Annotated in this window: 23 protein-coding genes and 1 riboswitch; of the genes, 19 read left to right on the top strand and 4 right to left on the bottom strand. The window is 49.3% G+C overall.

Annotated elements, in window-relative coordinates; all coding sequences use genetic code 11:
- Position 1: 1 nt before the first annotated feature.
- Together GCWU000342_RS00440 and GCWU000342_RS10620 are read right to left on the bottom strand one after the other, a co-directional pair.
- On the bottom strand, positions 2 to 640 hold the full coding sequence (locus GCWU000342_RS00440) for an HAD family hydrolase (RefSeq protein WP_006905154.1): 639 nt from the start codon (positions 638 to 640) through the stop codon (positions 2 to 4).
- Positions 641 to 733: 93 nt separating this feature from the next.
- A complete protein-coding gene (locus GCWU000342_RS10620; protein WP_169304650.1) occupies positions 734 to 1072 on the bottom strand; it encodes a hypothetical protein in 339 nt (112 codons plus the stop codon).
- Between GCWU000342_RS10620 and nudC the strand changes: the two genes are divergently transcribed.
- The 8 genes from nudC to GCWU000342_RS00405 all read left to right on the top strand — a co-directional run bounded on the left by nudC (position 1073) and on the right by GCWU000342_RS00405 (position 8834).
- Complete coding sequence (gene nudC, locus GCWU000342_RS00435; RefSeq protein WP_330360256.1) at positions 1073 to 1696, top strand: NAD(+) diphosphatase; 624 nt, start codon at positions 1073 to 1075, stop codon at positions 1694 to 1696.
- Between the two features lie 177 nt (positions 1697 to 1873).
- Complete coding sequence (locus tag GCWU000342_RS00430; protein ID WP_006905151.1) at positions 1874 to 3232, top strand: MATE family efflux transporter; 1359 nt, start codon at positions 1874 to 1876, stop codon at positions 3230 to 3232.
- A 159-nt stretch (positions 3233 to 3391) separates the two neighbouring features.
- The gene (locus GCWU000342_RS10330; protein WP_156784450.1) at positions 3392 to 3562 is read left to right on the top strand and encodes a hypothetical protein; all 171 of its coding nucleotides are present in this window, start codon (positions 3392 to 3394) and stop codon (positions 3560 to 3562) included.
- Positions 3563 to 3597: 35 nt separating this feature from the next.
- Entirely contained in the window at positions 3598 to 4110 is a 513-nt protein-coding gene (locus GCWU000342_RS00425) for an NUDIX hydrolase (protein WP_156784449.1), read from the top strand.
- 48 nt (positions 4111 to 4158) lie between these two features.
- Positions 4159 to 4746 carry a GNAT family N-acetyltransferase gene (locus tag GCWU000342_RS00420; RefSeq protein WP_006905147.1) on the top strand — a complete coding sequence of 196 codons (588 nt, stop codon included), beginning with the start codon at positions 4159 to 4161 and terminating at the stop codon, positions 4744 to 4746.
- A 279-nt stretch (positions 4747 to 5025) separates the two neighbouring features.
- Positions 5026 to 5124, top strand: a riboswitch (THF riboswitch).
- 67 nt (positions 5125 to 5191) lie between these two features.
- The gene (locus GCWU000342_RS00415; protein ID WP_006905145.1) at positions 5192 to 5719 is read left to right on the top strand and encodes a folate family ECF transporter S component; all 528 of its coding nucleotides are present in this window, start codon (positions 5192 to 5194) and stop codon (positions 5717 to 5719) included.
- Positions 5720 to 5969: 250 nt separating this feature from the next.
- A complete protein-coding gene (locus tag GCWU000342_RS00410) occupies positions 5970 to 7286 on the top strand; it encodes an ATP-binding protein (protein ID WP_006905144.1) in 1317 nt (438 codons plus the stop codon).
- Positions 7287 to 7427: 141 nt separating this feature from the next.
- A complete protein-coding gene (locus GCWU000342_RS00405; RefSeq protein WP_045000457.1) occupies positions 7428 to 8834 on the top strand; it encodes a Sapep family Mn(2+)-dependent dipeptidase in 1407 nt (468 codons plus the stop codon).
- A gap of 201 nt (positions 8835 to 9035) precedes the next feature.
- On the opposite strand, the gene GCWU000342_RS00400 is transcribed toward GCWU000342_RS00405, so the two are convergent.
- Complete coding sequence (locus tag GCWU000342_RS00400; protein WP_006905142.1) at positions 9036 to 10253, bottom strand: iron-containing alcohol dehydrogenase; 1218 nt, start codon at positions 10251 to 10253, stop codon at positions 9036 to 9038.
- A gap of 400 nt (positions 10254 to 10653) precedes the next feature.
- Here GCWU000342_RS00400 and GCWU000342_RS00395 point away from each other — a divergent pair, with 400 nt between their 5' ends.
- From GCWU000342_RS00395 to GCWU000342_RS00355, 9 genes are all read left to right on the top strand, one after another.
- Positions 10654 to 11676: a LacI family DNA-binding transcriptional regulator gene (locus GCWU000342_RS00395; RefSeq protein WP_006905139.1), complete on the top strand. Its 1023-nt coding sequence runs from the start codon at positions 10654 to 10656 to the stop codon at positions 11674 to 11676.
- A 7-nt stretch (positions 11677 to 11683) separates the two neighbouring features.
- Positions 11684 to 13432 (top strand): glycoside hydrolase family 13 protein, encoded by a 1749-nt coding sequence (locus tag GCWU000342_RS00390; protein WP_006905138.1) that lies wholly within the window; start codon positions 11684 to 11686, stop codon positions 13430 to 13432.
- 93 nt (positions 13433 to 13525) lie between these two features.
- Positions 13526 to 14800 carry an extracellular solute-binding protein gene (locus GCWU000342_RS00385; RefSeq protein ID WP_006905137.1) on the top strand — a complete coding sequence of 425 codons (1275 nt, stop codon included), beginning with the start codon at positions 13526 to 13528 and terminating at the stop codon, positions 14798 to 14800.
- A gap of 69 nt (positions 14801 to 14869) precedes the next feature.
- The gene (locus tag GCWU000342_RS00380) at positions 14870 to 15757 is read left to right on the top strand and encodes a carbohydrate ABC transporter permease (protein WP_006905136.1); all 888 of its coding nucleotides are present in this window, start codon (positions 14870 to 14872) and stop codon (positions 15755 to 15757) included.
- Between the two features lie 5 nt (positions 15758 to 15762).
- On the top strand, positions 15763 to 16599 hold the full coding sequence (locus GCWU000342_RS00375; protein ID WP_045000026.1) for a carbohydrate ABC transporter permease: 837 nt from the start codon (positions 15763 to 15765) through the stop codon (positions 16597 to 16599).
- 11 nt (positions 16600 to 16610) lie between these two features.
- Positions 16611 to 18497 carry an alpha-amylase family glycosyl hydrolase gene (locus tag GCWU000342_RS00370; protein WP_006905134.1) on the top strand — a complete coding sequence of 629 codons (1887 nt, stop codon included), beginning with the start codon at positions 16611 to 16613 and terminating at the stop codon, positions 18495 to 18497.
- 210 nt (positions 18498 to 18707) lie between these two features.
- The gene (locus GCWU000342_RS00365; protein WP_006905133.1) at positions 18708 to 19295 is read left to right on the top strand and encodes a uracil-DNA glycosylase family protein; all 588 of its coding nucleotides are present in this window, start codon (positions 18708 to 18710) and stop codon (positions 19293 to 19295) included.
- Positions 19296 to 19485: 190 nt separating this feature from the next.
- A complete protein-coding gene (locus tag GCWU000342_RS00360) occupies positions 19486 to 20445 on the top strand; it encodes an ABC transporter substrate-binding protein (RefSeq protein WP_006905131.1) in 960 nt (319 codons plus the stop codon).
- A gap of 76 nt (positions 20446 to 20521) precedes the next feature.
- Positions 20522 to 20956, top strand: coding sequence for a hypothetical protein (locus GCWU000342_RS00355; protein ID WP_006905130.1), 435 nt, complete (start codon positions 20522 to 20524; stop codon positions 20954 to 20956).
- Positions 20957 to 21006: 50 nt separating this feature from the next.
- On the opposite strand, the gene GCWU000342_RS00350 is transcribed toward GCWU000342_RS00355, so the two are convergent.
- Positions 21007 to 21681 (bottom strand): helix-turn-helix transcriptional regulator, encoded by a 675-nt coding sequence (locus tag GCWU000342_RS00350; RefSeq protein WP_044961277.1) that lies wholly within the window; start codon positions 21679 to 21681, stop codon positions 21007 to 21009.
- A 382-nt stretch (positions 21682 to 22063) separates the two neighbouring features.
- Between GCWU000342_RS00350 and GCWU000342_RS00345 the strand changes: the two genes are divergently transcribed.
- Positions 22064 to 23716, top strand: a complete 1653-nt coding sequence (locus tag GCWU000342_RS00345) for a tryptophanase (RefSeq protein WP_006905127.1) — start codon at positions 22064 to 22066, stop codon at positions 23714 to 23716.
- Positions 23717 to 23790: 74 nt separating this feature from the next.
- Entirely contained in the window at positions 23791 to 25131 is a 1341-nt protein-coding gene (locus GCWU000342_RS00340; RefSeq protein ID WP_006905126.1) for a sodium-dependent transporter, read from the top strand.
- Positions 25132 to 25214: the final 83 nt, after the last annotated feature.

Raw genomic sequence — 25214 nt, 5'->3', positions numbered from 1 at the left:
ACTAGATCTGCCGCAGGAGCGCCGGTAATTGGCAGATCGCCTGGATGCTTGGAACATCAGCGTCCACCTTTCCGAAGCCGTAGGCTGCATGGATGAACCGGCCTCCCGCCCTGACGGTAGAATTGTAGTCCTCCTGGATGTCGCCGATGTAGTAGAAGTCATTGCCCAGGCCGTTGCGGTCCGCCAGAAGGCGCATCGTTACATCTTTGTCGTAACCGGTATTGCCAAAGCAGTCAAAGTCCTCAAAGTATTTGCCGAAGCCGTAATAGGAAAGAAAGGCCTCAATATAGCCGGACTGGCAGTTGCTGACAATAAAGAGCCGGTGACCGTCCAGGCGTAATTCCTGAAGGGTTTCCTCCAGATGGGGGTAGAGCCTGCCGCCATGTCTGGCCAGATAGGCGTTTTCATAGGCGGCGCACTCTGTCATGATCTGCCTGCGCAGGGATGCGTCTGTTTTTGGAAAGAGAAGGTCGTTAATCTCCTCCATGGTGTGGCCCATGACAGATTTGATATCCTCTGTCGAGGTCATGGTCCGATCGGGATTGGGGTGTCTGGCGATGATATGGGTCCAGGATCTGGCGACGTTGGAAGCAGAGTCCCAGAGGGTGCCGTCCATATCGAAGATGAGATTGGTCTGCATAGGGGTCTCCTTTCTTGTGGTATAATACACGATAATTGTGCTCTTTGGGATGATGTGAGGAAATGAATAGATCTGAGGTTGAACAATTATGATTCAGGACATCGCTCCCCATCGATTTGACAATACTTTTATACCGGGAACCAGTCCCGCCCCCCCGACAGTCCCATCTATTGTTTTAAGGAAGACAAGCTGCTTCTCGCGCAGGAGACTGCCGATGGAAAAGGGCCTTCCCGCCGGATTCTTCTGCCCCGGCGCAGAGATTTTGGCCCGGAGACGGACTTTATTCGCCTTTTCAGCCTGGATGGCCGGGATCACTACCTGGCCTGCCCCAGACGGCGCCTGCATGAAGATGATCGGATTCTCCCGGAGACACAGATCGATCAGGATATAATGACAGACGGCGGGAAGGGGACACAGGATGACTTTCTTCATTTGGATGGATATCATTACGAGCGGCTTCACCGGATCCGGGCGGAGGGCAGAGGAGAGAAATACCAGTATTTCGCCGCTGTGACAGCTTATCAGCTGGCACGCTGGTATGATCATAACCGTTTCTGCGGTCATTGCGGAAGCCGTATGGAGATGGGAAGCAGAGAGAGGGAGATGATCTGCCCTAACTGCGGCAATCCTGTTTACCCAAAGATTATGCCCGCGGTTATCGTGGCTGTCACAAATGGGGACAGGATCCTGATGACAAAGTACCGGAATCGGGGGATTGGCTATTATGCGCTGGTAGCCGGTTTTGTGGAGATCGGTGAGACTTTCGAGGATACGGTTCGACGGGAGGTTATGGAGGAGACCGGACTTACGGTTAAGAATATCCGCTACTATAAATCCCAGCCCTGGGGCATTGCAGATGATCTTCTGGCCGGTTTCTACTGCGATCTGGACGGAGATGACGCCATCCGGATGGATGAGGAGGAACTGAGTGAAGCGGCCTGGTTTGAAAGAGGGCAGATCGAGGGACAGCCGGATCATTTGTCCCTGACCAATGAGATGATGCTGACCTTCAGAGATGGAAGGGAGCCCTCCGGAGGAGAGGGGAGGGGGTTTTGAAGAGGAATCGTTTCCGGAAACAGCTGGCGGTCAATTCCCGGGAGGAGACTTTTGAAGTGGAAGCATATCTGAACAGGAGTCAATTTTGGAGATTTCTGGAATCCGGGGAAGGAGAGGAATAAATCTGAGGTCAGGAGGAATCAGGGACTTGCAGTCAACGAAGGAGAGGAGAAGATCGTGTCGAATCCAATCGGCCCTGTCGGGTCAAATAAGCTCTTCACAAATCAATATCTCTTCCGCCTGATCTGGCCCCTGGTCTTAGAGACGGCTCTGACCATTACCGTGGGAATGGCCGACACCATGATGGTCTCCTCTCTGGGAGAGGCGGCGGTCTCAGGAGTCTCTCTGGTTGACATGGTCAATCAGCTTATCATCTCTGTCATGACGGCTCTGGCCACGGGAGGCGCGGTTGTCGTATCTCAATACCTGGGGGCCAGACGGGAGGATCAGGCCTGTCGGGCGGCCAATCAGCTCCTGATTACGGTTCTGACCGCAGGCCTCTTTATCATGACTTTCGCTCTGTTTTTGCACGGGCCCATCCTGCGCCTGCTCTTCGGGAGGATCGACGCGGACGTCATGGCCAATGCCAGCAGCTATTTTCTGATTTCCGCCTTCTCCTATCCCTTTTTGGCCATGTATGAGGGCAATGCGGCCCTCTTTCGCTCTATGGGGAACTCCCGGGTGACTCTGGTGAGTTCTCTTGTCATGAATATCATCAATATCGGGGGCAATGCCATCGGGGTCTTCATTCTTCACATGGGGGTGGCCGGCGTGGCCGTCCCGTCATTGCTCTCAAGAGCCGTGGCCTGCCTGATGCTGGGCATGCTGCTCAGAGATCAGAAGCGCCAGGTGCATTTTGTCAGAGAGAGGCTCAGGGTTCATATGAAGACCATCCGCCGCATCCTCTATATCGGGATTCCCAATGGGGTGGAAAACGGCGTCTTCGAGCTGGGCCGTGTTCTTGTGATTGCCATTGTCGCGGTCTTTGGAACCAGTCAGATTGCGGCCAACGGGGTCGCCAACAACCTGGATGCGGTCTCTATCATGCTGGCCAAGGCTATGAATGTAGCCATGATCACGGTCATCGGACAGTGTGTGGGGGCAGGAGATGTGGGACAGGTCAGATACTATCTGAAGAAGCTGATGAAGATCACCTATCTGGCAAATGGCCTCTGGGACGTCCTTCTTCTGATGACCCTGCCCTTCCTTTTATCCCTCTATGGGCTGACGGAAGAAACCAGACACCTGGCCTGGATCCTGGTCGTGATTCATACGGGCTTTGCCATGGCTCTCTGGCCCATGTCCTTTACCTTCCCCAATTTCCTTCGGGCGGCCAATGACGTCCGCTATACGATGGTGGTATCGATCGCGTCTATGTTCACCTTCCGAATCATTTTCTCCTATCTTCTGGGTGTGGGGCTTGGGATGGGAATCATCGGCGTGTGGATTGCCATGTTGATTGACTGGGGCGTGCGGGTGACCATGTTCGGCCTGCGTTACCTGCACGGGGATTGGATGCGGACCATGCGGCATTAGGGAATGCTCGCGGTGTGAGTATTTGCTGTGCAGGGAATGGGAAGTCGGCAGAATGAGGAAGCAAGACGCCTGTGCAGGATCGTACAGTAGTGATATGGAAATTCGGAGGCGATGCTGCGGCGCGAATGTTTTGGGCGCAAACAGGAAAGGAAAAGCGATATGAAAATTGCGACGCTTCTTTCAGCGATTCTCTTTGCTCTGATCGGCCGCTTCGGCGGCAATCGGGATAAGAAGACGCGAACAAGAAGAGAATACTGGGACATGGTCGCCATGTATGCCATTGCTCTTGGAATGCTGGTTCTGTGGTTTGTGGTTCTGTGGACCCTGTAGGAGTAAGGCGCGGTATGACAGGAAAAGGAGTATTTATGGCAGAGAAAGAAGAATACTGGGACGTCTACGACAGAGACAAGAAGCTGACCGGACGGGTCATGAAGAAAAATGACTGGACCATGGCTGAGGGAGACTACCATCTGACAGTGCTCGGAATTCTTCAGAACAGGGCAGGCCGCTATCTGATCACCAAGCGAGCCAGGGATAAGGCCTGGGCGCCCGGCGACTGGGAGATCCCAGGCGGCGGTGTGATGGCGGGCGAGACCAGTCTTGAGGCAGTGCAAAGAGAACTCCTGGAAGAGACCGGCATTGATGTGCGGGGGGCCGAGGGGGGCTTTCTCTTTGATTATCACAGGGAGGATCCTCATGAGGCCAACAACTACTTTGTAGACGTCTACAAGTTCGTTCTGGATTTTGACGCGTCCGAGGTTCATCTGCAGGAAGAGGAAACCGACGGTTTCCTTCTGGCCACTTATGAACAGATCCGGGGCTTCGCCTCACAGGGGAGGTTCCTGCACTATGAGAGCATGAAGCGGGCATTTGTCTGAGAGAGCGACTGCCGTGATGGACGCAATGCGGGAGGTGGATGCGTGTCTGTGAATCTGAATCATTCGATCGAACTTCGCCCGGCGACCCCTGCGGATGCGCCGCGTCTGCTTGAGATTTACCGTCCCTATGTGGAGAAGACAGCGATCAGTTTTGAGCTGGCGCTGCCGACTCCTGCTGATTTTTGTGATCGAATCCGTGCGATTATGGACCGCTATCCATATTATGTCGCAGAAGAAGCGGGGGAGATCCTGGGCTATGCCTATGCCTCTGCCTTTATTCATCGGGAGGCCTATGATCACTCTGTAGAAATGTCGATCTACCTGGACCAGGCGGCATGTGGTCAGGGGCTGGGCAGGGCCCTCTATGAGAGGCTGGAGAGAGAGCTGGCCGCCATGGGCGTAACCAATGCCAACGCCTGCATCGCCTATCCGGTTGGGGAAGATCCCTATCTGACTCTGAACAGCGTGGACTTCCACAAACACCTGGGCTATCGGATGGTGGGGCGTTTTCACAAGTGTGGCTATAAGTTCGGCCGCTGGTATGACATGGTCTGGATGGAGAAGATGATTGCGGATCACAGGCAGGAGAAAGAGGGGATCATTCCATGGCCTCAATGGATGAGAGCCTCCGATTGAAAGAATCGGATCCGGTATGCCGACTGCCTCTGGATGACGGGGGACGCCAGCGGATGCGGTCTGTTTGTGGCTGTCAGCCGGACGCGGTCTGTTTGTGGCTGCCAGCCGGATGCGATTGACGGTATTTTCTCCGGCGGATGGGTGATTTCAACTGGCAATGGATGCTAAGTGGTTTGGTGTGCCTGGCGGGCGGCGCGTAGCCTGGTGAGGGAGATGTATGGTCTGAGCTCTTGTCAGAGACTCGTCTGCCTGTTATGATGTCTCTGTCAAATTGTTAGTTGCAGAGTAGAAACCACGGCGTTAAGTGCCTCCTGAACAGGGAGTTGTCAGTGGGACGAAGAGGGGATCCTCGCGGTCATGGTTTCGCATCCCGCTGCTGCTCCGAAGTGAAGAAGATGATCTGCCTCCGGTGCGGTTCAGGAAATACTGCGAAGGAGGTCTTTTTATGTCTAAATTGAGGGATATCCGTGTTCTGACCACGGCCGCCATGCTGGTGGCCATTTCCATTGTCCTGGGTTTCTTTAAGATTCCTATTACCCAGCTGATCGAGATTCGCTTCAGCTTCCTGGCCAATGCCATGGCGGGTGCTCTCTTTGGCCCCTTTGTCGGGGGGCTGGTAGGAGCCCTCTCTGACCTGGGCGGCTATCTAATCAAGCCGACAGGACCTTACTTTCCCGGTTTTACCCTGACGGCGGCCGTAGGCGGTGTGATCGCGGGACTCACCCTCTATGGGCATAAGCCAAGCCTGATCCGCTGCTTTTTCTGTGAATTTCTCCGCATGACCATCGCCAATATTCTATTGAACGGGATCTTTCTCTCTATGCTCTACGGCAGGGGCTTTGTCGCTGTCGTCACCAGCAGGATTCTAAAACAGCTGGTGATGCTGCCGGTACAGACTCTGATGCTCTTTGCGGCCATGCAGTTACTGGTTCATTTTAAGAGGGCAAGTCTGGTCGGGGGATCAAGGATATAGAGAGGTAGGAGAGGAGCAGACTTTTGAAGCTTACTTTTTAAGATCTTGTTCCCCTTTTCCGGAGCAGCAGATTTAAATCATGGAATCACGAGGTTTGTTTCAAAGACGGATGTTTTATTCCATAAAATGCGCTCGATAAAATGCGCTCGGCGTCACGATACGCTATATAGGTCAGCAAGTCTCTTTTCAGCCGGGCTGGAGGGGACTTGTGCTATAATAGGGGCGATTTTTAGAAGCTTTGGAGGTGAACATGTATCAACTGACGAGCAAACTGATCATTTACCGATCGATTTCCAGAGATTCCATTCTCTTCCGAATCGCGGATGCCATGCGCAGATTGGATCAGGGAAAGCTTTCTGACGAGGAGGCTTCGCAGGAGATCTTAGAGCAGGTGCATCGCCTCTTGGATCTGGCCACGGTTTACGGCTTTAATCAGAACCTCTGGCAGAACTACCTGGCCTATCTGCTGGCTATGACGGAGACCCCATTCACCCTTGTCGCGGAGAAAGAGGGGGTTATGGATGGCTCAGTCAACACCCTTGTGGAAAATGACCTGCATATTTTCAAACAGCTCTTTGATTACGACTTCGCTCCCCTTGAGAGGAAGCTGGGCATTTCGGTCTTCTCTATTCTGACAAATTTTCAGGCTGTCGAGAAGAAGGCGCAGATCTACAACAAGAATGTCTCTGACAAGGTACAGGAGCTGTCTGCCGCTTTCGACGCAGCTGCTACGGACCGGGAACTCTATCAGGCAGTCACTTCCTTCTATGGCCGTTATGGTGTAGGTATGCTGGGCCTTAATAAAGCCTTTCGTGTCTCAGAGGATCCGGAGACCGAGCTTCTGGTTCCAATTACCAATACCCTGGATATTCATCTGGAGGATATTGTCGGCTATGAAATGCAGAAGAAGGAACTGGTCGATAATACGCAGGCGTTTGTCGCAGGCCGTAAGGCCAACAATGTTCTCCTCTACGGCGACGCCGGTACCGGTAAGTCCACCTCAGTCAAGGCAATTCTGAATGCCTACTACAGTCAGGGGCTTCGTATCATCGAGATTTATAAGCACCAGTTTCAGTACCTGGCCAAGATTATCAATCAGATCAAGAACCGCAACTACCGCTTTGTCATCTACATGGACGACCTCTCTTTCGAGGAGAGTGAGCTGGAGTACAAGTATCTGAAGGCGATTATTGAAGGTGGTCTGGAGCCCAAGCCGGAGAATGTCCTGATCTATGCCACCTCCAACCGCAAGCACCTGGTTCGCGAGACCTGGAGGGACAAGACGGATCACGAGGATGACGATGTCCACAAGAATGATACCGTTCAGGAGAAGCTGTCCCTGTCAGCCCGCTTCGGTCTGCAGATTGGCTACTTCAAGCCTTCGCCGAAGGAATTCATCCATATTGTAGAGACCCTTGCGGCCCGTTATCCGGAACTGACCATCAGCCGGGAGGAGCTTCGCTCCAGAGCCAATGTATGGGAACTCAGTCATGGGGGATTCTCCGGCAGAACGGCTCAGCAGTTTATTGATTATCTTTTGGGATCGGTTCCGAAGAGTAAGACCTGAGTCTGCGGGAGAGCAGAACAGGGAAAGCGGATCCGGTGAAAGCGTAAGGTGATCTCTGTTTGGGATTGCAGGAATCAAAAGGGGACGTATCGGCCTCTCAAGGGCAGATATGTTCCTGTGACAGTTGAGAAAGGAATGAATATGAATCAGAAAATCAACGAGTGGCTGGATGCCCATCAGCAGGACTTACTGGACGATATCAAAAGCCTGTGCCGGATTCCCTCTGTGGAATCTTCCCCGAAAGAGGGGATGCCCTTTGGAGAAGAGCCCTGCAAGGCCCTGAACAAGGCGCTGGAACTCTTTGCAGGCTATGGCTTTGCCACCCATAATATGGAGAACTACATCGGTTACGCGGACTTTGATCCAAGCCTGCCAGCCAATCTGGACATGCTGGCTCACTCCGATGTTGTCCCTGCCGGTGAGGGCTGGACGGTGACGGATCCCTTCACGATTATCGAGAAGGATGGTAAACTCTGGGGCCGCGGCACCAGTGATGACAAGGGGCCGATGCTCTGTGCCGCCTACGCGATGCGGGCGATCCGGGAGACGAAGACGCCTCTGACTAAAAATGTCCGTCTGATCGTGGGTTCTCAGGAGGAGACCGGGACGAAAGATATCGAACATTACTATGCCAGTCAGAAACCGGCTCCTATGACTTTCTCCCCTGACGCGGATTTCCCCATCATCAATGTGGAGCTGGGGCAGTTCAAGGCCGCCTTTACCAGGGAACTGGATGCGGCTTCTGCCCAGGTGAAGCCCAGAGTGACCAGGCTGGATGCCGGAATCGCCATCAATGCAGTTCCGCAGAAGGCGGTTGTCGCCTTCGAGGGACTGGAGCTCGATATGCCCGTCGTCAGGACGGCTGTTGCCCAGATTCAAGAAGAGTGCGGAGTTGAGATCCATCAGACCGGTGACAGGGAGCTGACGATTATCGGGGAATCCGCCCATGCCTCTACACCGCAGACAGGACGCAATGCCGGGCTGGCAGCAGTCCTTCTGATCAATCGTCTTCCTCTGGCAGAGTGCCAGAGTACAGCGCTCTACCGGAAGATTCCGGAACTCTTTCCCTACGGCGTGACGGACGGTTCTGCCCTGGGTATCGCCAATGAGGACGCCGAGTCCGGTCCCCTGACCGCAACGCTGGATCTCTTTCGGTGTGATGAGAAGAGGCTCTATTTTAAGTTCGACGCCAGAACGCCTCTCTCTTCCAATGAGGAGAACTGTGAGAAGATCGCTCAGAAGAAGCTGGAGGAGGCCGGTTTCGCCTTTGTATCTGACGGGATGGTTCCTCCTCATGCAGTCTCCGCGGACAGTGACTTCATCTGCACCCTGCTGTCCGCCTATGAAGACGTTACCGGGCTGAAGGGTCAGTGCCTGGCTATCGGCGGCGGGACCTATGTGCACGATGTGGATAACGGCGTCGCCTTTGGCGCGGTCCTCCCCGGTCGGGATACCCGCATGCATGGAGCCGATGAGTTCTTCGATATTGACAACATCATGATTGCCGCCAAGGTCTACGCAGAGGCCATTGTAAGGCTCTGCAGCTGATGTGAATCATGTAAAAATCTGACAGGGGACGCTCTGTGAGTATTTGATTGTCAAAGAGCATGCGATTGTCATCAATCCGATTTGAAGCCTCCTTGCTGAACATAAATTGTTCCGGCAGGGAGGTTTTTTATATAACGAAAAAGCACACGCGAGAGTTTGTCTCTCGCGTGTGCCTGAATCTTCCGGAAAGCAGAAATAAATTTAGAAATCCACTTCTCTGTCATAGTAGCAAGCCTTAAGCAGCTTCTCCATCTCCTCCTGACTTGGAATACGAGGATTGGAGCCGGTGCAGGCATCGGCAATGGCGTTTTTGGCGATCTCGGGAAGTCTCTCAAGGAAGACCTTCTCCGGGACAAAGCCCTGCTCGGTGGGATAGGAGTCCGCGCCGTAGTTCTTGATGCAGTGAGGGATGTTAAGCTCATCGTTCATCTTGCGAAGAAGGGCAATGAGATTGGCGATCTTCTCGTCATCGCTGGCACCGCTGACTCCGATGAAGTCGCAGATCTGGCCGTAGCGCTTCTTGGCGGTCTCGTCCTTGGCGTTAAAAGCGATGACCTTGGGCAGGTACATAGCGTTGGCCGCCCCGTGGATGATGTGAGCGCCGTAGTCCGCGAAAACAGCTCCGGTCTTGTGTGCCATGGAGTGAACAATGCCAAGGAGGGCATTGGAGAAGGACATGCCGGCCATGCACTGGGCGTCGTGCATCTTAGCACGGGCATCCTGATCGCCATTGTAGGAAGCTACCAGAGATTCCTTGATGGTATTGGCGGAAACCAGAGCCAGAGGATCGGTGAAATAGCTGTTGGCGGTAGAGACATAGGCCTCAATGGCATGGGTGATTGCATCCATTCCGGTATGAGCGATCAGCTTCTGAGGCATGGAAGCAACCAGAGCGGGATCAACGATGGCGACATCGGGTGTGATCTCGAAATCGGCGAGGGGATATTTGATTCCCTTCTCGTAGTCGGTAATGATAGAGAAGGCGGTTACCTCGGTACCGGTGCCGGAGGTAGAGGAAATGGCGCAGAACTTAGCCTTGGTGCGCAGCTTGGGAAGACCGAAGACCTTGCACATATCCTCAAAGGTCGTATCGGGATACTCGTACTTGATCCACATGGCCTTGGCCGCGTCGATGGGAGAGCCGCCGCCCATGGCAACGATCCAGTCGGGCTCAAACTCAGACATCTTCTGAGCGCCCTTCATAACGGTCTCAACGGAGGGGTCGGATTCGATACCCTCGATGAGCTCTACTTCCATGCCGCCCTCCTTGAGATAGGAGATGGCCTTGTCCAGGAAACCGGCCCTCTTCATGGAACCGCCGCCGACACAGAGGATGGCTTTCTTGCCGCCCAGGGTCTTCAGCGCCTCTAAGGCATCCGGACCATGATACAAGTCTCTTGGTAAAGTAAATCTCTGCATTTTTTGTTCCCCACTTTCTTCTAACCTGACAGTGAAAAAATTTTCTTGTTAAATCTTTAACAAGTCCTACAAAAGTATTGTAATCGGATCGGGAAGGAAATTCAATACGGCATTGAAAGACCTATTTATAATCACCAATTTCAGGTTGGATTATTTGGATAATTTGCACGAATATTAAGATAAATAAAAGAAAGTCATCAATCGAAATTGACAGGATGATTTTTAGGTGATATATATAAATCATGCAAACGGTTTCAATACCAAGGCCTGATTTATTGGATTAGAAATCGCTAAAAATGGATGAAAAAAGAAGAATGTATCGCTGACAGAATATTTGCCAGCGCTTTTATTTCAAAAATAATGCAACCGGTTGCATAACAAGAACATAAAAAGGAGATATATGGGAACAACAATTCGCGATGTAGCAAAATTGGCGGGAGTGTCAGCTTCGACAGTATCCAGGGTTTTAAATCATAAGAGCGTAATATCCCCGGAGACCAGTGAAAAAATTCGCAAAGCAATGCGCGATTTAAACTATGTTCCGAATGATTTAGCCAGGGGGCTTGCGAAAGCCACTTCGCATGTGATTGGTCTTGCTGTGGATACCAGGAGTCCGGAAGATTATTCAAATCGCTTTTTCAATCGAACAGTCTTTGCGCTGGAGGCGGTCGCACAGGAGAAAGGATATAACCTGATGATCGTGAATGCGGATTTGAGAGAGCAAAAAAACAGGTCGATTCTCCGTCTGGTGAGCGGGAAAAAATTGGATGGACTTATTATTCCGGAGAAACTGGCGAATACCCATTTATTGATGGAATTGCGAAAGGCAGATTTCCCATTTGTGATTCTTGGAAAACAGGATGAACCGGAACTGGCTACCTGGGTTGATATTGATAATATCCAGGCGGGACAAATTGCAGCAAAACATCTCTTGACGAAAGGATATCATCAGATTTGTTTCCTGACGAACGCCAAAAACCAGCTGTTTGAGAAGGAGAGAATATATGGATTTATTGGAGAAATGGAGCGCAAATCCATTTCAAAAGATCGCTACTCTGTGCTTGAAGGGGGACATGAAGCGCAGGAAATAGAATTGTTTTTGAGAAAGATAAATCCAACAGAACAGAAGACCGTGGCGTGTCTTTGCAGCAATGACCGAATAGCGGCATCAGTTGTGCACAAGGCAAGAGATCTTAAAATTTCTCTTCCCGAAGCGGTCGGAGTTTTATGCTTTGACAATACAGATATAACGGAATTTCTTGATCCGTCAATCAGCTGTATTGATGTAGATACATATGAAGCAGGTGCTCAGGCGGCTGACATACTATTGAACCAGATTAAAGAGAGGGATCATAAATACAGACATATCCTGATCCCAACCCGAGTGATCGAAAGGCATACTACTGCAAGAAAGGAGGCGTGAGTGTGATATGAACAGAGCGGCGGTTGTATTTCGCCCCACAGAAGAGTTTATTTATCCAAATTCCAGAACAGAGCTTACGATCAGAATCCGGGTAGCGAAGGATGATGTGAGAGGTATTTATTTGGAATATTGGAAGCGAGGGGATAAAAGCGAAAAAAAAATTCAAAGAGAATCTATGCGGAGGTATTACAGCGATGGAGTGAGCGACCAATTTGAGTGCCATATAAAAATCAAGCCGATCGCGGCTTATATTCGCTACCGATTTAAAATCGATTTTTCTGATCATTCTTCAACCTGGTTGGGAGCAAGTAAATTTTGCGAGGAGGAAGAGAAAACAACAGGGAATTTTTTTGAGTTCCTCTGGCCAAACCCGAGTGATTTTCAGTATGTGAATTTTGAGAAACAGCGATTCATTTTCTACCAGATTTTTCCGGATCGTTTTTGGAAGTCGGGAGAAAAGCAAGAAGTGGGGAATCATATCTTCGAGCCTTGGGGAAGCTTGCCAACAAGGCAAAATTATATGGGAGGCAATTTAGCAGGCATTCGGCAGAAACTTCCGTATTTAGAAAAGCTGGGAGTTAACTGTCTGTATTTAAATCCGGTTTTTGAGGGAACATCCAATCACAGGTATGATACGGTGAATTATTACAGGATTGATCCGGATTTTGGTGAAGAAAAAGACCTGAGGGACCTTATTGGGCAGGCGCATCTGACAGGGATGAAAGTCCTCTTAGACGGAGTTTTTAATCATTGCGGTTATGCCTGGGGACCTTTTCAAGATGTTTTGGAGAAGGGAAGAGCATCAAAATACCGGGATTGGTTTTTTGTTCAGGAATACCCGTTGGAATCAGGTGCGCCAAAGTATGATTGTGTGGGCTTTTATCGATGGATGCCAAAGATAAACCTGGCGAATCGCCAGGCACAGGACTATTTTATAGCTGTTGGAAAATACTGGATTGAAAAATTTCAGATTGATGGTTGGCGTCTTGATGTGGCTGATGAGATACCCACACAGTTTTGGGAACGATTTGCATTTGAAGTAAAAGGTGTGAGTCCGGATTCTTTCTTGCTGGGAGAGACCTGGGGAGACGCTGATCGACTGCTTCACGGGAATCGTCTAGATAGTGCCATGAATTATCTTTTTCGTGATGCACTCGTAGACTGGTTGGGGTCGAAGGCAATCTCAACGGAAGAGTTTAACAGTCGCCTAAATCATATGATGATGTTATATCCGTTTGAGAAAATGTCGCAGATGTACAACCTGATCGACAGTCATGACACGGATAGATTTCTATTTGCATGCGGCGGGGATCTCAGGAAACTCAAAATAGCAGTTGCGTTGCAGATGACATTTGTCGGGTGTCCGGCTGTTTATTATGGCGATGAAGTCGGAATGACAGCTGATACGGATCCTCTTTGCAGAGCTTGTATGAATTGGGAAGAAGATCAACAAAATCAAGATCTGCTGAGATGGTATAGAGAACTGATTCACTTTAGAAGCAGTCATGAAGTCCTCTTGAACGGACGTTTTCAAAGTGCCTTTGTTGTGGGACGAATGTTGGGATTTTATCGTTTTAACCGGGAGGAATCCTACTTGGTTATTTTGAATGGAGGTGATGATTGGGGAAAGATACCGTTTGATACGGATGGATGGGAGAAAATCCTCTTCATGCCAGCAGATGGAGAAAATGCTCAAAAGGGGATGGAGACGTCAGACGTATCGGCATATTCTCTTGAAATATGGAGGGCAATATAGGGAAAACTTTTTGAAAACGGATCATCTGTAGAGGAATAACACAGGAAATTCTTTTTTCGAGGAAGAAGTCTTAATTTCACAGGGAGGAAGAATATGAAGCTGAAGAAGGTATGCAGTGTTGTTTTATCATTGACCATGCTGGCAACGGCATTTGGAGGATGTGGATCCTCGGGTCAGAACAATAAAAAAGATGCGTCAAAGGAAAAGACTACAATTACTTTCTGGCATAACTACAGTGCGGAATCAAAAGAAAGCAAAGTCTTAAGCGAAACCTTGATTCCTAAATTTGAGCAGGAGCATCCGGAGTATAAGGTGCAGGCTGTCGCATATAGCTGGGAGGACCTTCACAATAAAATATTAATTGGCGCAAATTCCAAAAATTTACCGGATGTGGCGAGGCTTGATATTGCCTGGGTTCCCGAGTTCCAGAAGATGGGCATACTGGTTCCGGTGGATAAGGAAATGCAGGATTTCCAAACAGTCAACGATTCGATTCTGTCAAATTCTATGTCCACGGCAAAGATTAATGGGAATTATTACGCGATTGGCCTGAATGTAAACTCGAAAATTCTTTTTTACAATAAGGAGGCCTTTGAAAAGGCAGGGCTGACGGCGCCAAATACCTTGGATGAGTTGTATGCAGATGCCGAAAAGCTATCAGGAAAAGATGAAAAAGGGCAGCAGGTTTGGGGTTTGGATGAACCGGCCCTGGCGGGGTGGAATCTTCTTCCTTATATCTGGAGCAATGGCGGGTTCGTTATGGACAAGGATTACAAGAAGGCCAGTGGGTATTTGAACAGCAAAGAGACAGTCGAGGCTGTCCAGAAGCTGGCGGATCTCTATAAAAAGCAGAGCTTTACTGGTTTTAACAGTGGAGATATTCCAATGACAGATGGCTTTGGCACAGGGCGATATTCTATGCTCTTGGAGGGGCCATGGAAAATTGCGGAGTTGAAGGGCTCTTATCCGGACTTCAAGTATGGAACCGCAACCATGCCGGCTGGTAAAGGAGGTTCAATCTCCGTTCTCGGCGGTGAAGACATTGGGATGTTCCAGGGTGGAAATAAGGAAGGCGCCTGGGAATTTATGAAATTCATGAGCGGAGAAGAGGCCCAGGTTGCAATGGCGGCTTGTGGACAAATTCCAGCCAACAAAAAAGCGCTTGAGAATGATTCTGTTAAGAAAGCAGACTTTGCGCCTTTCCTTAAGGCGATTGAAACGGCGCAGGCGCGCCCTCCTATTGCAAAGTGGACAGAAATTGATAATCAGATGACGACAGTTATGACATCGATTATTAAAGACGGCGCAAACGCACAGGAAAGTCTGGACAAGCTCGCAGCGGAGATTGACAAGATGTTGCAGGAGTAGTTCATCACGGTGTAATCAGAAGGAGGAGCTCCACGCAGAGAGTGTCTCCTCCTTTGATAGGGGTAAAGCATGGATATTAAGATAAAGCATAATCGAAAGCAGGTCATGGTTCTTTTGCTTCCAGGGTTGATACTATTCTTGCTATTTACAATTTATCCCATTGCAAAACTCTTCTATATGAGCTTCTTCTCATGGGGATTTGATGTTGACCTGGGGCACGCTTTTTGTGGGTTGCAGAACTATCTTAGAGTTCTGAAGGATCAGACCTTCTTAATCTCTCTTCAGAACACCTTGCTTTACACCTTATTCACAGTCCCTGGGCAAATGGCATTAGGGCTTTTAACTGCGATCTTTATCAATTCTATTCCCAAATTTAGTGTAAGTTTTCGTGTCATTTACTACACACCGGTTATTACATCATGGGTCATCGTATCTTTGGTTTTCCGGTATATTTTCAATACCGAGGGACTATTGAACTATTTGCTAACAAACGTTCTGCACCTGATGACGGGGAATGTCGCCTGGCTGGACTCCAGAGCAGGAGCGATGACAGTGATGATTCTCCTTGGAATCTGGAAGGGAATTGGTTGGAACATGGTCGTTTTTTTAGCCGCTTTGCAGAGTATTCCCAAGGAGCAGTATGAGTCGGCGGAAATGGATGGCTCCGGTCCCTGGCAGAAATTTATTTATATTACACTTCCAGGAATTCGCTCAACGGTCATGTTTGCAATGATTGTATTAACAATCGGAGGCTTTAATACCTTTACACCGGTCAAGATGATCACAGGCGGAAAACCCATGCATCAGACGGAAATGGTTTTGACCTGGATGTATTATAAGGCGTTCGGAAATGGAGAATATGGTTATGCATCCGCTCTTTCTTTCATTATTGCGTTGATTTTGGTTTTCCTGGCTTTGATTCAGTTTAAAGCAATGAGAAATAAGGATCGGAGGTGAGCAAGATGAAAAGGAAGACGAGAACAGTAGTGATCTATGTCCTCTTGGTGATTGGAGCGATGCTTTCTATTATGCCCATGATTTATATGCTTGGGGTTTCCCTCAAGCCCAATGGTGCACTCTATGAATTTCCGCCACATTTCTTCCCAAGAATAGAACAGATTACTCTGGTCAACTTTCAGAAGGTCTTGAGTCAATCAAAGTTTTTTAGAAACTTTCTGAACAGTGTTCTGGTGGCCTGCCTGACTGTGATAGTATCCGCTTTTGTTGCGTCTGCGCTGGCATTCTGTCTGGCAAGATTTCGCTTTCGGGGACGGAAACTCCTCATTGGTCTTGTTATCGGGACAATGATTATTCCGGGAACAACAATGATCATTACACAGTTTCAGCTGGCCAACTATCTGCATCTGACAAATTCGGATCTCGGGCTGGTTCCGTTTTATGTAGCTTGGGTGATGCCTTTCTCTACATTCATGATTATGAACTATATCCAAAATATTCCGACGGACTATGATGAAGCGGTGTATGTCGAAGGAGGAGATGTCTTTGCTGTTTTCTTTAAGGTGATTGTACCGCTCTCTAAGCCAGCAATCGCTTCCGTGAGCATTTTCAACTTCCTTACTTCATGGGATGAATTTCAATGGGCATTAACCGTTATTGATGAAGATGAAAAGAGGACAATGCCAATTGCGATAGCAGGATTCTTCGGTGAGCACCAGTTTACAGAGTGGGGCAGTGTCTTTGCTCTGTCAATTTTTAGCTTAATTCCAGTATTTGTGATTTTTATTACCCTACAAAAATACTTTGTGTCTGGTCTTCAAGCAGGTGGCTTGAAGGGATAAGGAGATGCACAATGAAAAAAGTTAAAATAATTGTCGGTTGTGTACTTATAGGAACGATACTTGTTACAGGGATTCCTGCCAGTACCGCATATGCGACGAATAAGGCGGAATTTACAGCGGCAGATGCATATCGCTCATCTGAGATTAAGTCTATGACGGAACGTAGTCAGGTTTTAGATGAGAGCGATATTATCTATATGATTTTAACGGATCGATTTTATGATGGAGATCCGTCAAATAATGGGAAAAAGGGGTATGAATATCGTCCTGGACAATTGAAGTATACACAGGGAGGCGATTGGAAAGGAATTCGACAGAAGCTGGATTATATTAAAGACTTAGGAGTGACAGCAATATGGATTTCTCCACCATCTGAAAATGAACTTCTTAGCCGAGATGGAAATGAGTCTGGATATCACGGTTACTTTACACATGATTATAATAAAGCGGATCCGCATTACGGAAGTAAACAGGATCTGATTGATCTTGTGTCAGAGGCACACCAAAAAGGGCTAAAGGTCGTTTTGGATGTTGTACCAAATCATACAGCAGATTACTTTAAGGGATCTTCGTCCACTTATGATTCGATGGAATATCAGCCTGCAGCACCTTTTAATAATCCGGCCTGGTATCATCATAATGGTGATATTGATGATTGGAATAATGAAAATCAGGTATTGAATTATGACTTGGGTGGTCTTGATGACTTAGATCAGTCGAATCCAGAAGCAAGAAAAGCGATTGAAGACGCTTATTATCAATGGGTTCATGATACTGGCGCCGATGGAGTGCGAATAGATGCGGCTCGTTCTCTGCCAAAAGATTTTATTCGTGAGTTTGAAGCAAAATTAGGTGTTCCATCATTTGGTGAAGTGTTTGTTGGGGATGTAGATTATGTGAGCTCCTTTTCGAATTCAGAGTGGGGTTTACTGGACTTCCCTCTTTTCTTCCAATCCAGAGAAGTGTTTGCTCATGACGCGAGCTTTAAAAATGTTAAGGGGATTTTCGATCAAGATTATAAGTATAAAGATATTAACCATCTTGTGAATTTTGTCGATAATCATGATCGCGACCGCTTCCTTTGTCTTGCAGACGACAATTATCAGAAGCTTCGTCTTGCAATGACATTCATGTTTACCGTGCGTGGAATACCAGATATTTATTACGGAACAGAGCAGAATTGCTTTGGAGGAGGAAAACCGACAGAGTGGGCTGGAATTGCAAATAAAGAGAATAGAGAAATGATGCCAGGTTTTGATGAAAGCGGTAATATGTATCAGACGATTCAGAGGCTTTGCGAGTTAAGAAAAAACTATAAGTGTCTGCAGACTGGTACACAGAGAGAAATGTGGTGTGAAGATAACATTTATGCTTATTCTCGACGAGATGATGTGAGTGGTCAAGAAGTTATTACTATGATCAATAATGGAACAAGTAATGAGGAAAGAACAATTCCTGTTCGAACTGAGAGTAGCCTGTGTGTAGGTGATCAGTTGCAGAATTACTTGAATACACAGGATCAAGTCAATGTGCAATCTGGCGGAATAACAGGAAAGCAGATAAAAGTCCAGATTCCAGCGAAAACGGCATTTGTTTTTGTGAAGGACTCAATTCCTGAATATAGAGAGCCGGAAAGAGTTGTGACCACAATTAGGGTTCACTGCGATGCTGGATACGGGAACACAATGTATTTGCGCGGTAATAGTTATCCTTTAACCTGGGATAGCGGACGCAGTATGTTGAACGTTTCTTCCGAGGTTTGGACTTATGAGACGGAGAGAATACCAAAGAATGCGTCTTTTGAGTTTAAAGCTATGTTCAATGATAAGAAATGGTCTACAGGTGCGAATTTTAAAGGAGTTGGAGGAACGGTGATAGATGTATATCCGTCCTTCTAAAATTCTTTCATAGTTTTGCTTAGACCCTCCTGTTTTTTAACCCGGCCCCCAAATGGTCCGGGTTATTTTAAATTTAATGTAGAAGTTCCTATTGCGGTTCACATATTTGTTGCAGATACATCAAAGAAGCTCTCAAAGATGATATAACATATATTAAGTTAAATTGACTTATAGGGAAATTAACCGTGAAAGAGGAAAGGAGGGCAAGGGATGAAGAGCGTCGAAGAACTTACGAAGCGATTAGAAGAGGATCCCCGCAACGCGGAATATACCAGGCGAGATATCCCACCGGTCTATCAACTGCACAAAGAGGCCAGGATTCTCATCATCGGGCAGGCGCCGGGCAAGAAGGTGGAGGAGTCTCTGATTCCATTCAATGACAAGTCCGGAGAGAAACTGATGGACTGGATGGGAATCGACAGAGATACCTTCTACTCCGAGAGGATCGCCATTATGCCCATGGACTTCTATTTCCCGGGGAAATCCGCCTCCGGAAGCGGAGATAAGCCCCCGCGCAAGTTCATAGCCCAGGAGTACCACCAGGAGATCCTTGCCTATATGGATCAGATACAGCTGACCATCATCATCGGCAAATACGCGATGGATTATTATCTGGGTAAGGATGCCAAGCGCAACCTGACCGAGACAGTGCGGGCATATCAGGAGTACCTGCCCAAGTATTTCCCAATTGTGCATCCGTCTCCCCTGAATTTCCGCTGGCAGGGAAAGAACCCCTGGTTCATGAAGGAAGTGGTCCCTGTTCTGCGTCGACGTGTGGCAGAGATTTTGGGGGAATGATTTTCTGCGAAGCATCCGAAGAGAGGAGATAGCTTTCGCCGAAAGAACGGGAAAAACTGAGGGAAAACAGGCAGCAAGAGGGGAGACGGCAGGGGAATCAGCGGTATTCGGAAAGAAGGGCCTGTGCTAAGATACATATCAGGATAAAATTCCCGACGGAGATTAGAAGAGGAGAGAGAAAGTGAAAAAGATGAGAGTGCTCCTGGCCCTGGCAATGTCCGCCATTCTCTTGGCAGGCTGTGGCAAGCCGGCAGGACAGCAGGCTGTCAATCAGGAGGCGGCAAAACAGGACAGGGAGGTGACGTTTCAGGATTCTCTCGGTCATGAGATCACTGTTAAGAATCCGAAAAAGGTGGCAGTTCTTATGGGATCTTTCGTGGATGTCTGGCAGTCTGCCGGCGGTACGGTATCAGCGACAGTTAAGGATTCCTGGACCAATCCCAATCTCAAATTGGGAAATGATGTTGTAAATCTGGGAGACCAGTATCATCCCAATTTAGAACAGCTGATCTCTGAAAAGCCTGACTTTATCATAGGGTCATCCAAATTTGACGCTCAGACGGGGCTCTATGATCAATTGAAACAGGCAGGCATCCCGGCTGCCTTCTTCAAGGTGGATTCCTTCGACGATTACCTGTCCATGCTGAAAATCATGACGGATATCACGGGCAGGGCGGATCTGTATGAGCAGAATGGGATCAAGGTACAGGAGCAGATCGCTCAGGTCAAGAAACGGGCGGACGGATCGCATCCGAGAGTTCTTGTCATTCGTGTGGCCAGCTCCGGCGCCATTAAGGTCATGGGGAGCAATGAGATTGTCCTGGGTGAGATCCTTAAGGACCTGGGCGCGGAAAATGTGGCTGACAAGGATTCCTCTATCAAGGGTGATTTTTCTATGGAGGCGGTCGTCGCGTCGAATCCGGACGATATCTTTGCCACGACAATGGGGTCAGATACGGATAAGGCCAAGCGGGCGGTTGAAAAGACCCTTTCATCGGATCCTGCCTGGCAGAGCCTGACTGCGGTAAAGCAGGGGAAGTTTCACATGATGGATAAGTTCCTTTATCAGATCAAGCCCAATGCCAATTGGGGCAAGGCCTATGAGGGAGTTGCGGATATCCTTTTCCCAAAACAGGAGGGATCGAAATAAGAGCATATCATCTTTCAAATAAGTCCAGTCTCTATCATGGGGTTGGCGACGGCGGAGATGGAGAGAGGAGCATGATATGGCACAGAAACACACGCTGATGGAAGATATTCACACGGCCAGTGAGTGGGCAGCGGGAAATCTCAGTAAAACAGGATACAGGGCGGATTACTCTCTGGAATCGATCCGGGAGATCGAGCGCTGGATCCAGGAAAATCCCCAGCTGTTTGAGGGGAACAGCGGTTCCATTATTTTCGCGATTGGAAGCTATGTGGGTGAGACCATGAACCGGGTCTATCATGGAAGCTGGAAGACGGATGACAGTGATCCGCAGGGCGAATTAAATATTCAGGTACAGATTGGAACGAGCATATTCTGGCCGGTGCAAAGAGTGATGAAGCGAATCCGGGATGGCGAGGAGAATAATCTCTATGATTACGTATGCGCAGCGGATCCGAATGCAAAATCCATGTCAGCAGGCTCCTTCCTGGATCGCTTTCGCAGGAAGAAATAAGTAAGATGGAAGACCCTTTTGCCATGATGTTTTCATGACGGCATTTTCCCTTATGGTATGGCAGGGTCTGCCTCTTTCTTGACCTTGCTGATATAGCGGTAGAGGGTTGCGGAGGAGACTCCGAGACGGGCAGAGACCTCAGGAATGGTTCCCTTGACGGAGAAAACCCCGTTCTGGTAGAGGGAAGAGACAATATTGAGCTTGTCCCGGTAAGGCAGGCGATGGTCCGGCAGGTCTGAGGAGCAGGTGACTCTTGCGAACATGTCGTCGATGAGGGTGGAGAGGTCAGAGTAGAAGGTCTCCGAGCCGGACTGGGAGACCTGGCTGATCTGGACATTCTGCTGGAGATAGGCATCCGGATGGCAGAGGGAAAAGACGCTTTGGGCGAGCTCATGGTAGCGGGAGTCGTCAAAGTTGATGCATAAGAGTCCCTCCAGGCGTCCGCCAGGCGCCTTCAGAAAGAAGGTGGAGCAGCGAAGGAGCTTTCCGTTGATCCCCCGCCCCTGGTAATTGAGAGTGCAGGAGTCTTTCGACTGTCGATTGGTCTTAAGGATCCTGAGGGCGACGTCGCTTAAGGGACCACCGACCGAGCGCCCGCTCACCTGACCGTTGCTGATGGCCAGGATAGAATGGAGGTCGGAGAGAACAACTTCATAGTCGGGGCCAAGAACCTGTCCCAGGAAGGAGACTAACTGTCGATATTGGTCAAGCTTGTTTTCTTTCATGGTAGCGCCGCCTTTCTTGTCTATCCACCATAACAAAATCTCCCGGATAATGCAAAAATATTCTCATACTCAAATCTTTCAAGCAAATAGATCGTCAAAATAGCCAAAAATAAAGAGAAAATATCGTATATAGTACATAAATCAAACGATACGAATTGAAAAAACTGCCGACAGTGATAAAATAATCTCATAAAGTCAATAAGGCCTTTGAAAGAAAACACGTAGATGATTGCAGAAGGGAGGGATCAGGCAGATAGAGGGAACCTATACCGTCCGCCAGTCGGTTCGACCAAAGGGGGGAGTCGATGACCGGGGTATCTGAGCTATTTTGACAGTAGAATACGAAAAGGCCTATTCTACTGCATTTACAGGAGGTATAATTATGGAATATCCTTTGAATGTTGAAGCGCCAAAGTCTTTTACACACGTCGTCCGCAATCTGCCAACCGTAACGGCAGAGCAGCGATTACGGGCTCTGAAGGCCACCCATTACAATGAGTTTGCTTTCCCGGCCGGGATGCTCTATGTGGATTGCCTGTCTGATTCCGGCACAACATCCATGACCGATGCCCAGTGGGGGGCTATGTTCCTGGGCGATGAGTCCTACGGAAGAAACAAGGGCTACTATGTTCTGCTGGATGCCTTCCGCGATGTCTGGGAGAGAGGAGATCAGCAAAAGAGGGCCATTGACCTGCTCCGCAGCGGCGTTGACAAGGACGATGTGGAGAAGATGATGGATGAGCTCTATCTGGTTGATACGGAGGGCGGCTTCATCAACGGCGGATCCTATCAGCTGGAGAGACCCAACACCTTCATTGTTCCTCAGGGACGCTGTGCTGAGGCTCTGCTCTTTGATGTCATCAAGCCCCTTTTGGCTAAGCGCTATCCCGGCAAGGTCTTCACAATTCCGTCCAATGCGCATTTTGACACCACAGAGGGAAACATCAAGCAGATGGGAAGCGTGCCCCGCAATCTCTTCCACAAGGAGCTTCTCTTTGAGATTCCCGAGGGCGGCAAGTATGAGAAGAATCCCTTCAAGGGCGATATGGATATTGACAAGCTCAATCAGCTTCTGGATTCTGTCGGCATTGAAAATGTTCCCCTCATTTACACGACGGTAACCAATAACTCCGTCTGTGGCCAGCCCGTCTCTATGGCCAATATGAGAGCTGTCTCCGCAATTGCTCACAAGCACGGCATCCCCTTTGTTATGGATGGAGCACGCTGGGCTGAGAACTGCTACTTCATCAAGATGAATGAGGAGGGCTACGCGGACAAGTCGATCGCTGAGATCGCCAAGGAGATGTTCTCTTACTTCGATGTGGTATCCGCGTCTCTGAAGAAGAACGGACACGCCAACATGGGCGGTCTTCTGGCTTTCCGCGACAAGGGTTACTTCTGGAAGAACTTCTCTGAATTCAACGAGGATGGAAGTGTTAAGGTAGATATCGGACACCTGCTCAAGGTTCGTCAGATTTCTGCTTACGGCAATGATTCCTATGGCGGAATGTCCGGACATGACATCATGGCTCTCTGCGTCGGCCTCTATGAGGAGCAGAGATTTGAGTACCAGGATGAGCGTGTAAGACAGTGCGAGTACCTGGCTCAGGGACTGCATCAGGCAGGCGTACCGGTGGTTCTTCCCGCCGGCGGACATGGGGTCTACATTGATGTCGACAAGTTCTTCGGTTATAAGAGAGACCATGAGAGCTTCGCAGGACAGGCGCTCTCTCTTGAGATGATCCATCGCTATGGAATCCGCTGCTCTGAGTTGGGGGACTTCTCCATGGAGTATGATCTGAAGACTCCGGAGCAGAAGGCTGAGGTCTGCAATGTGGTTCGCCTGGCCATCAACAGAAGCCAGTACTCCAAGCAGCACATGGATTACATCATTGCCGCTGCGGCACAGCTCTATAAGGATCGTGACACGATTCCAAATCTGAAGATTACTTTCGGAAGAACCCTTCCCATGCGTCATTTCCACGCCTGGCTTGAGCCCTATGAGCCCAGCAGGGAAGAACTTTGCGATCAATAAGATAACCTGCGGCTTCTCCTCCTTGCCTGGGGGAGGCAAAGAGGAGAGAGGGGCCGCGGCAAGGGGGTAAGCATATGAGTGATTCAGGAGCGAGTCGTGACGGGTTCTCTTCCAAGGCAGGATTCATCATGGCCTGTATCGGTTCCGCCGTCGGCATGGGAAATATCTGGAGATTTCCGATTATGGTTTCCATCTGGGGCGGAATGACATTTTTGATTCCCTATTTTATCTGTGTATTTCTGGTCAGTCAGACCGGTGTGATCGGAGAGATGGCTCTGGGCCGCTCTGCCGCAGCCGGCCCCATGGGGGCCTTCGGCATGGCGACCGAGAGGCGCTTTGGCAAGCGGGCAATCGGAGAGGCCATCGGCCTGATTCCGGTTCTGGGATCTCTGGCCCTTGCCATCGGCTACTCCTGTGTTGTCGGCTGGATTATCAAGTACTTCTTCCTGGCCTACAGCGGACATCTGTCTTCTCTGGGGCAGGATATGGATCAGATCGGCGGTCTCTTTGGGGGAACAGCAGTTACTATGGGCAACAACGTCTGGCTTGTGATTGCCCTGATCTTTAACTTCCTGATTATGGCCCTGGGGGTTGCCGGCGGTATTGAGAAAGCCAATAAGTTCATGATGCCTGCCCTCTTTTTCATGTTTGTGGGACTTGGCATCTATATTGCAACCTTGCCGGGAGCAATCTCCGGTTATCACTACATTTTTACCATTGATCCCAAGAGGCTGACGGATCCTCTGCTCTGGATCTTTGCCTTCGGTCAGGCTTTCTTCTCCCTGTCTGTTGCGGGAAATGGAACCGTAATCTACGGCTCGTACCTTTCCAAGAAGGAAGATGTGGTCTCCTCCGGGCGCATTGTCGCCGTCTTTGATACCCTGGCTGCTCTTTTGGCCGCCTGCGTTATCATTCCTTCCATGGCTGCCGGCGGCGCAGACCTGTCCAAGGGCGGCCCCGGTCTCATGTTCATCTGGCTGGTCAATGTATTCAACGGAATGCCGGGCGGAAGAATCATCTGCATGGTTTTCTTCACCTGTGTTCTCTTCGCCGGGATCAGTTCTCTGATCAACCTCTATGAGGCTCCGGTAGCAACCCTGCAGGAGAAGCTCCGCTTCAAGAGGCTTCCGGCTGTTATCACCGTCGGAGTGATCGGTGTCGTTGTCGCGATCGCCATTCAGGGCATTGTCTCTGACTGGATGGATTTCGTCAGCAACTACATCTGTCCCACGGGTGCTTTCCTGGCTGCCCTCATGTTCTTCTGGTTCTGCGGCAGGGACTTCGTCATGGAACAGGTAACCATGGGCTCTAAGCGAAAGATCGGCCCCTGGTTCGTTCCTCTGGGTAAATATGTCTACTGCTTCCTCTGTATTCTTGCCTTGGTTGCCGGAATCCGCCTGGGAGGGATTGGCTGACGACCTGTCATTTTTAAAAGGGCAGAGGCCGCAAGCTGTAAGTATTCCACGTAAAATCAACTCAATATGATAGAAGATAATCG

Origin of the sequence: Shuttleworthella satelles DSM 14600 (assembly GCF_000160115.1) — a bacterium.
In the GTDB taxonomy this organism is placed as follows: Bacteria; Bacillota; Clostridia; order Lachnospirales; family Lachnospiraceae; genus Shuttleworthia; species Shuttleworthia satelles.
This window is presented reverse-complemented; position numbering and strand designations above follow the sequence as displayed.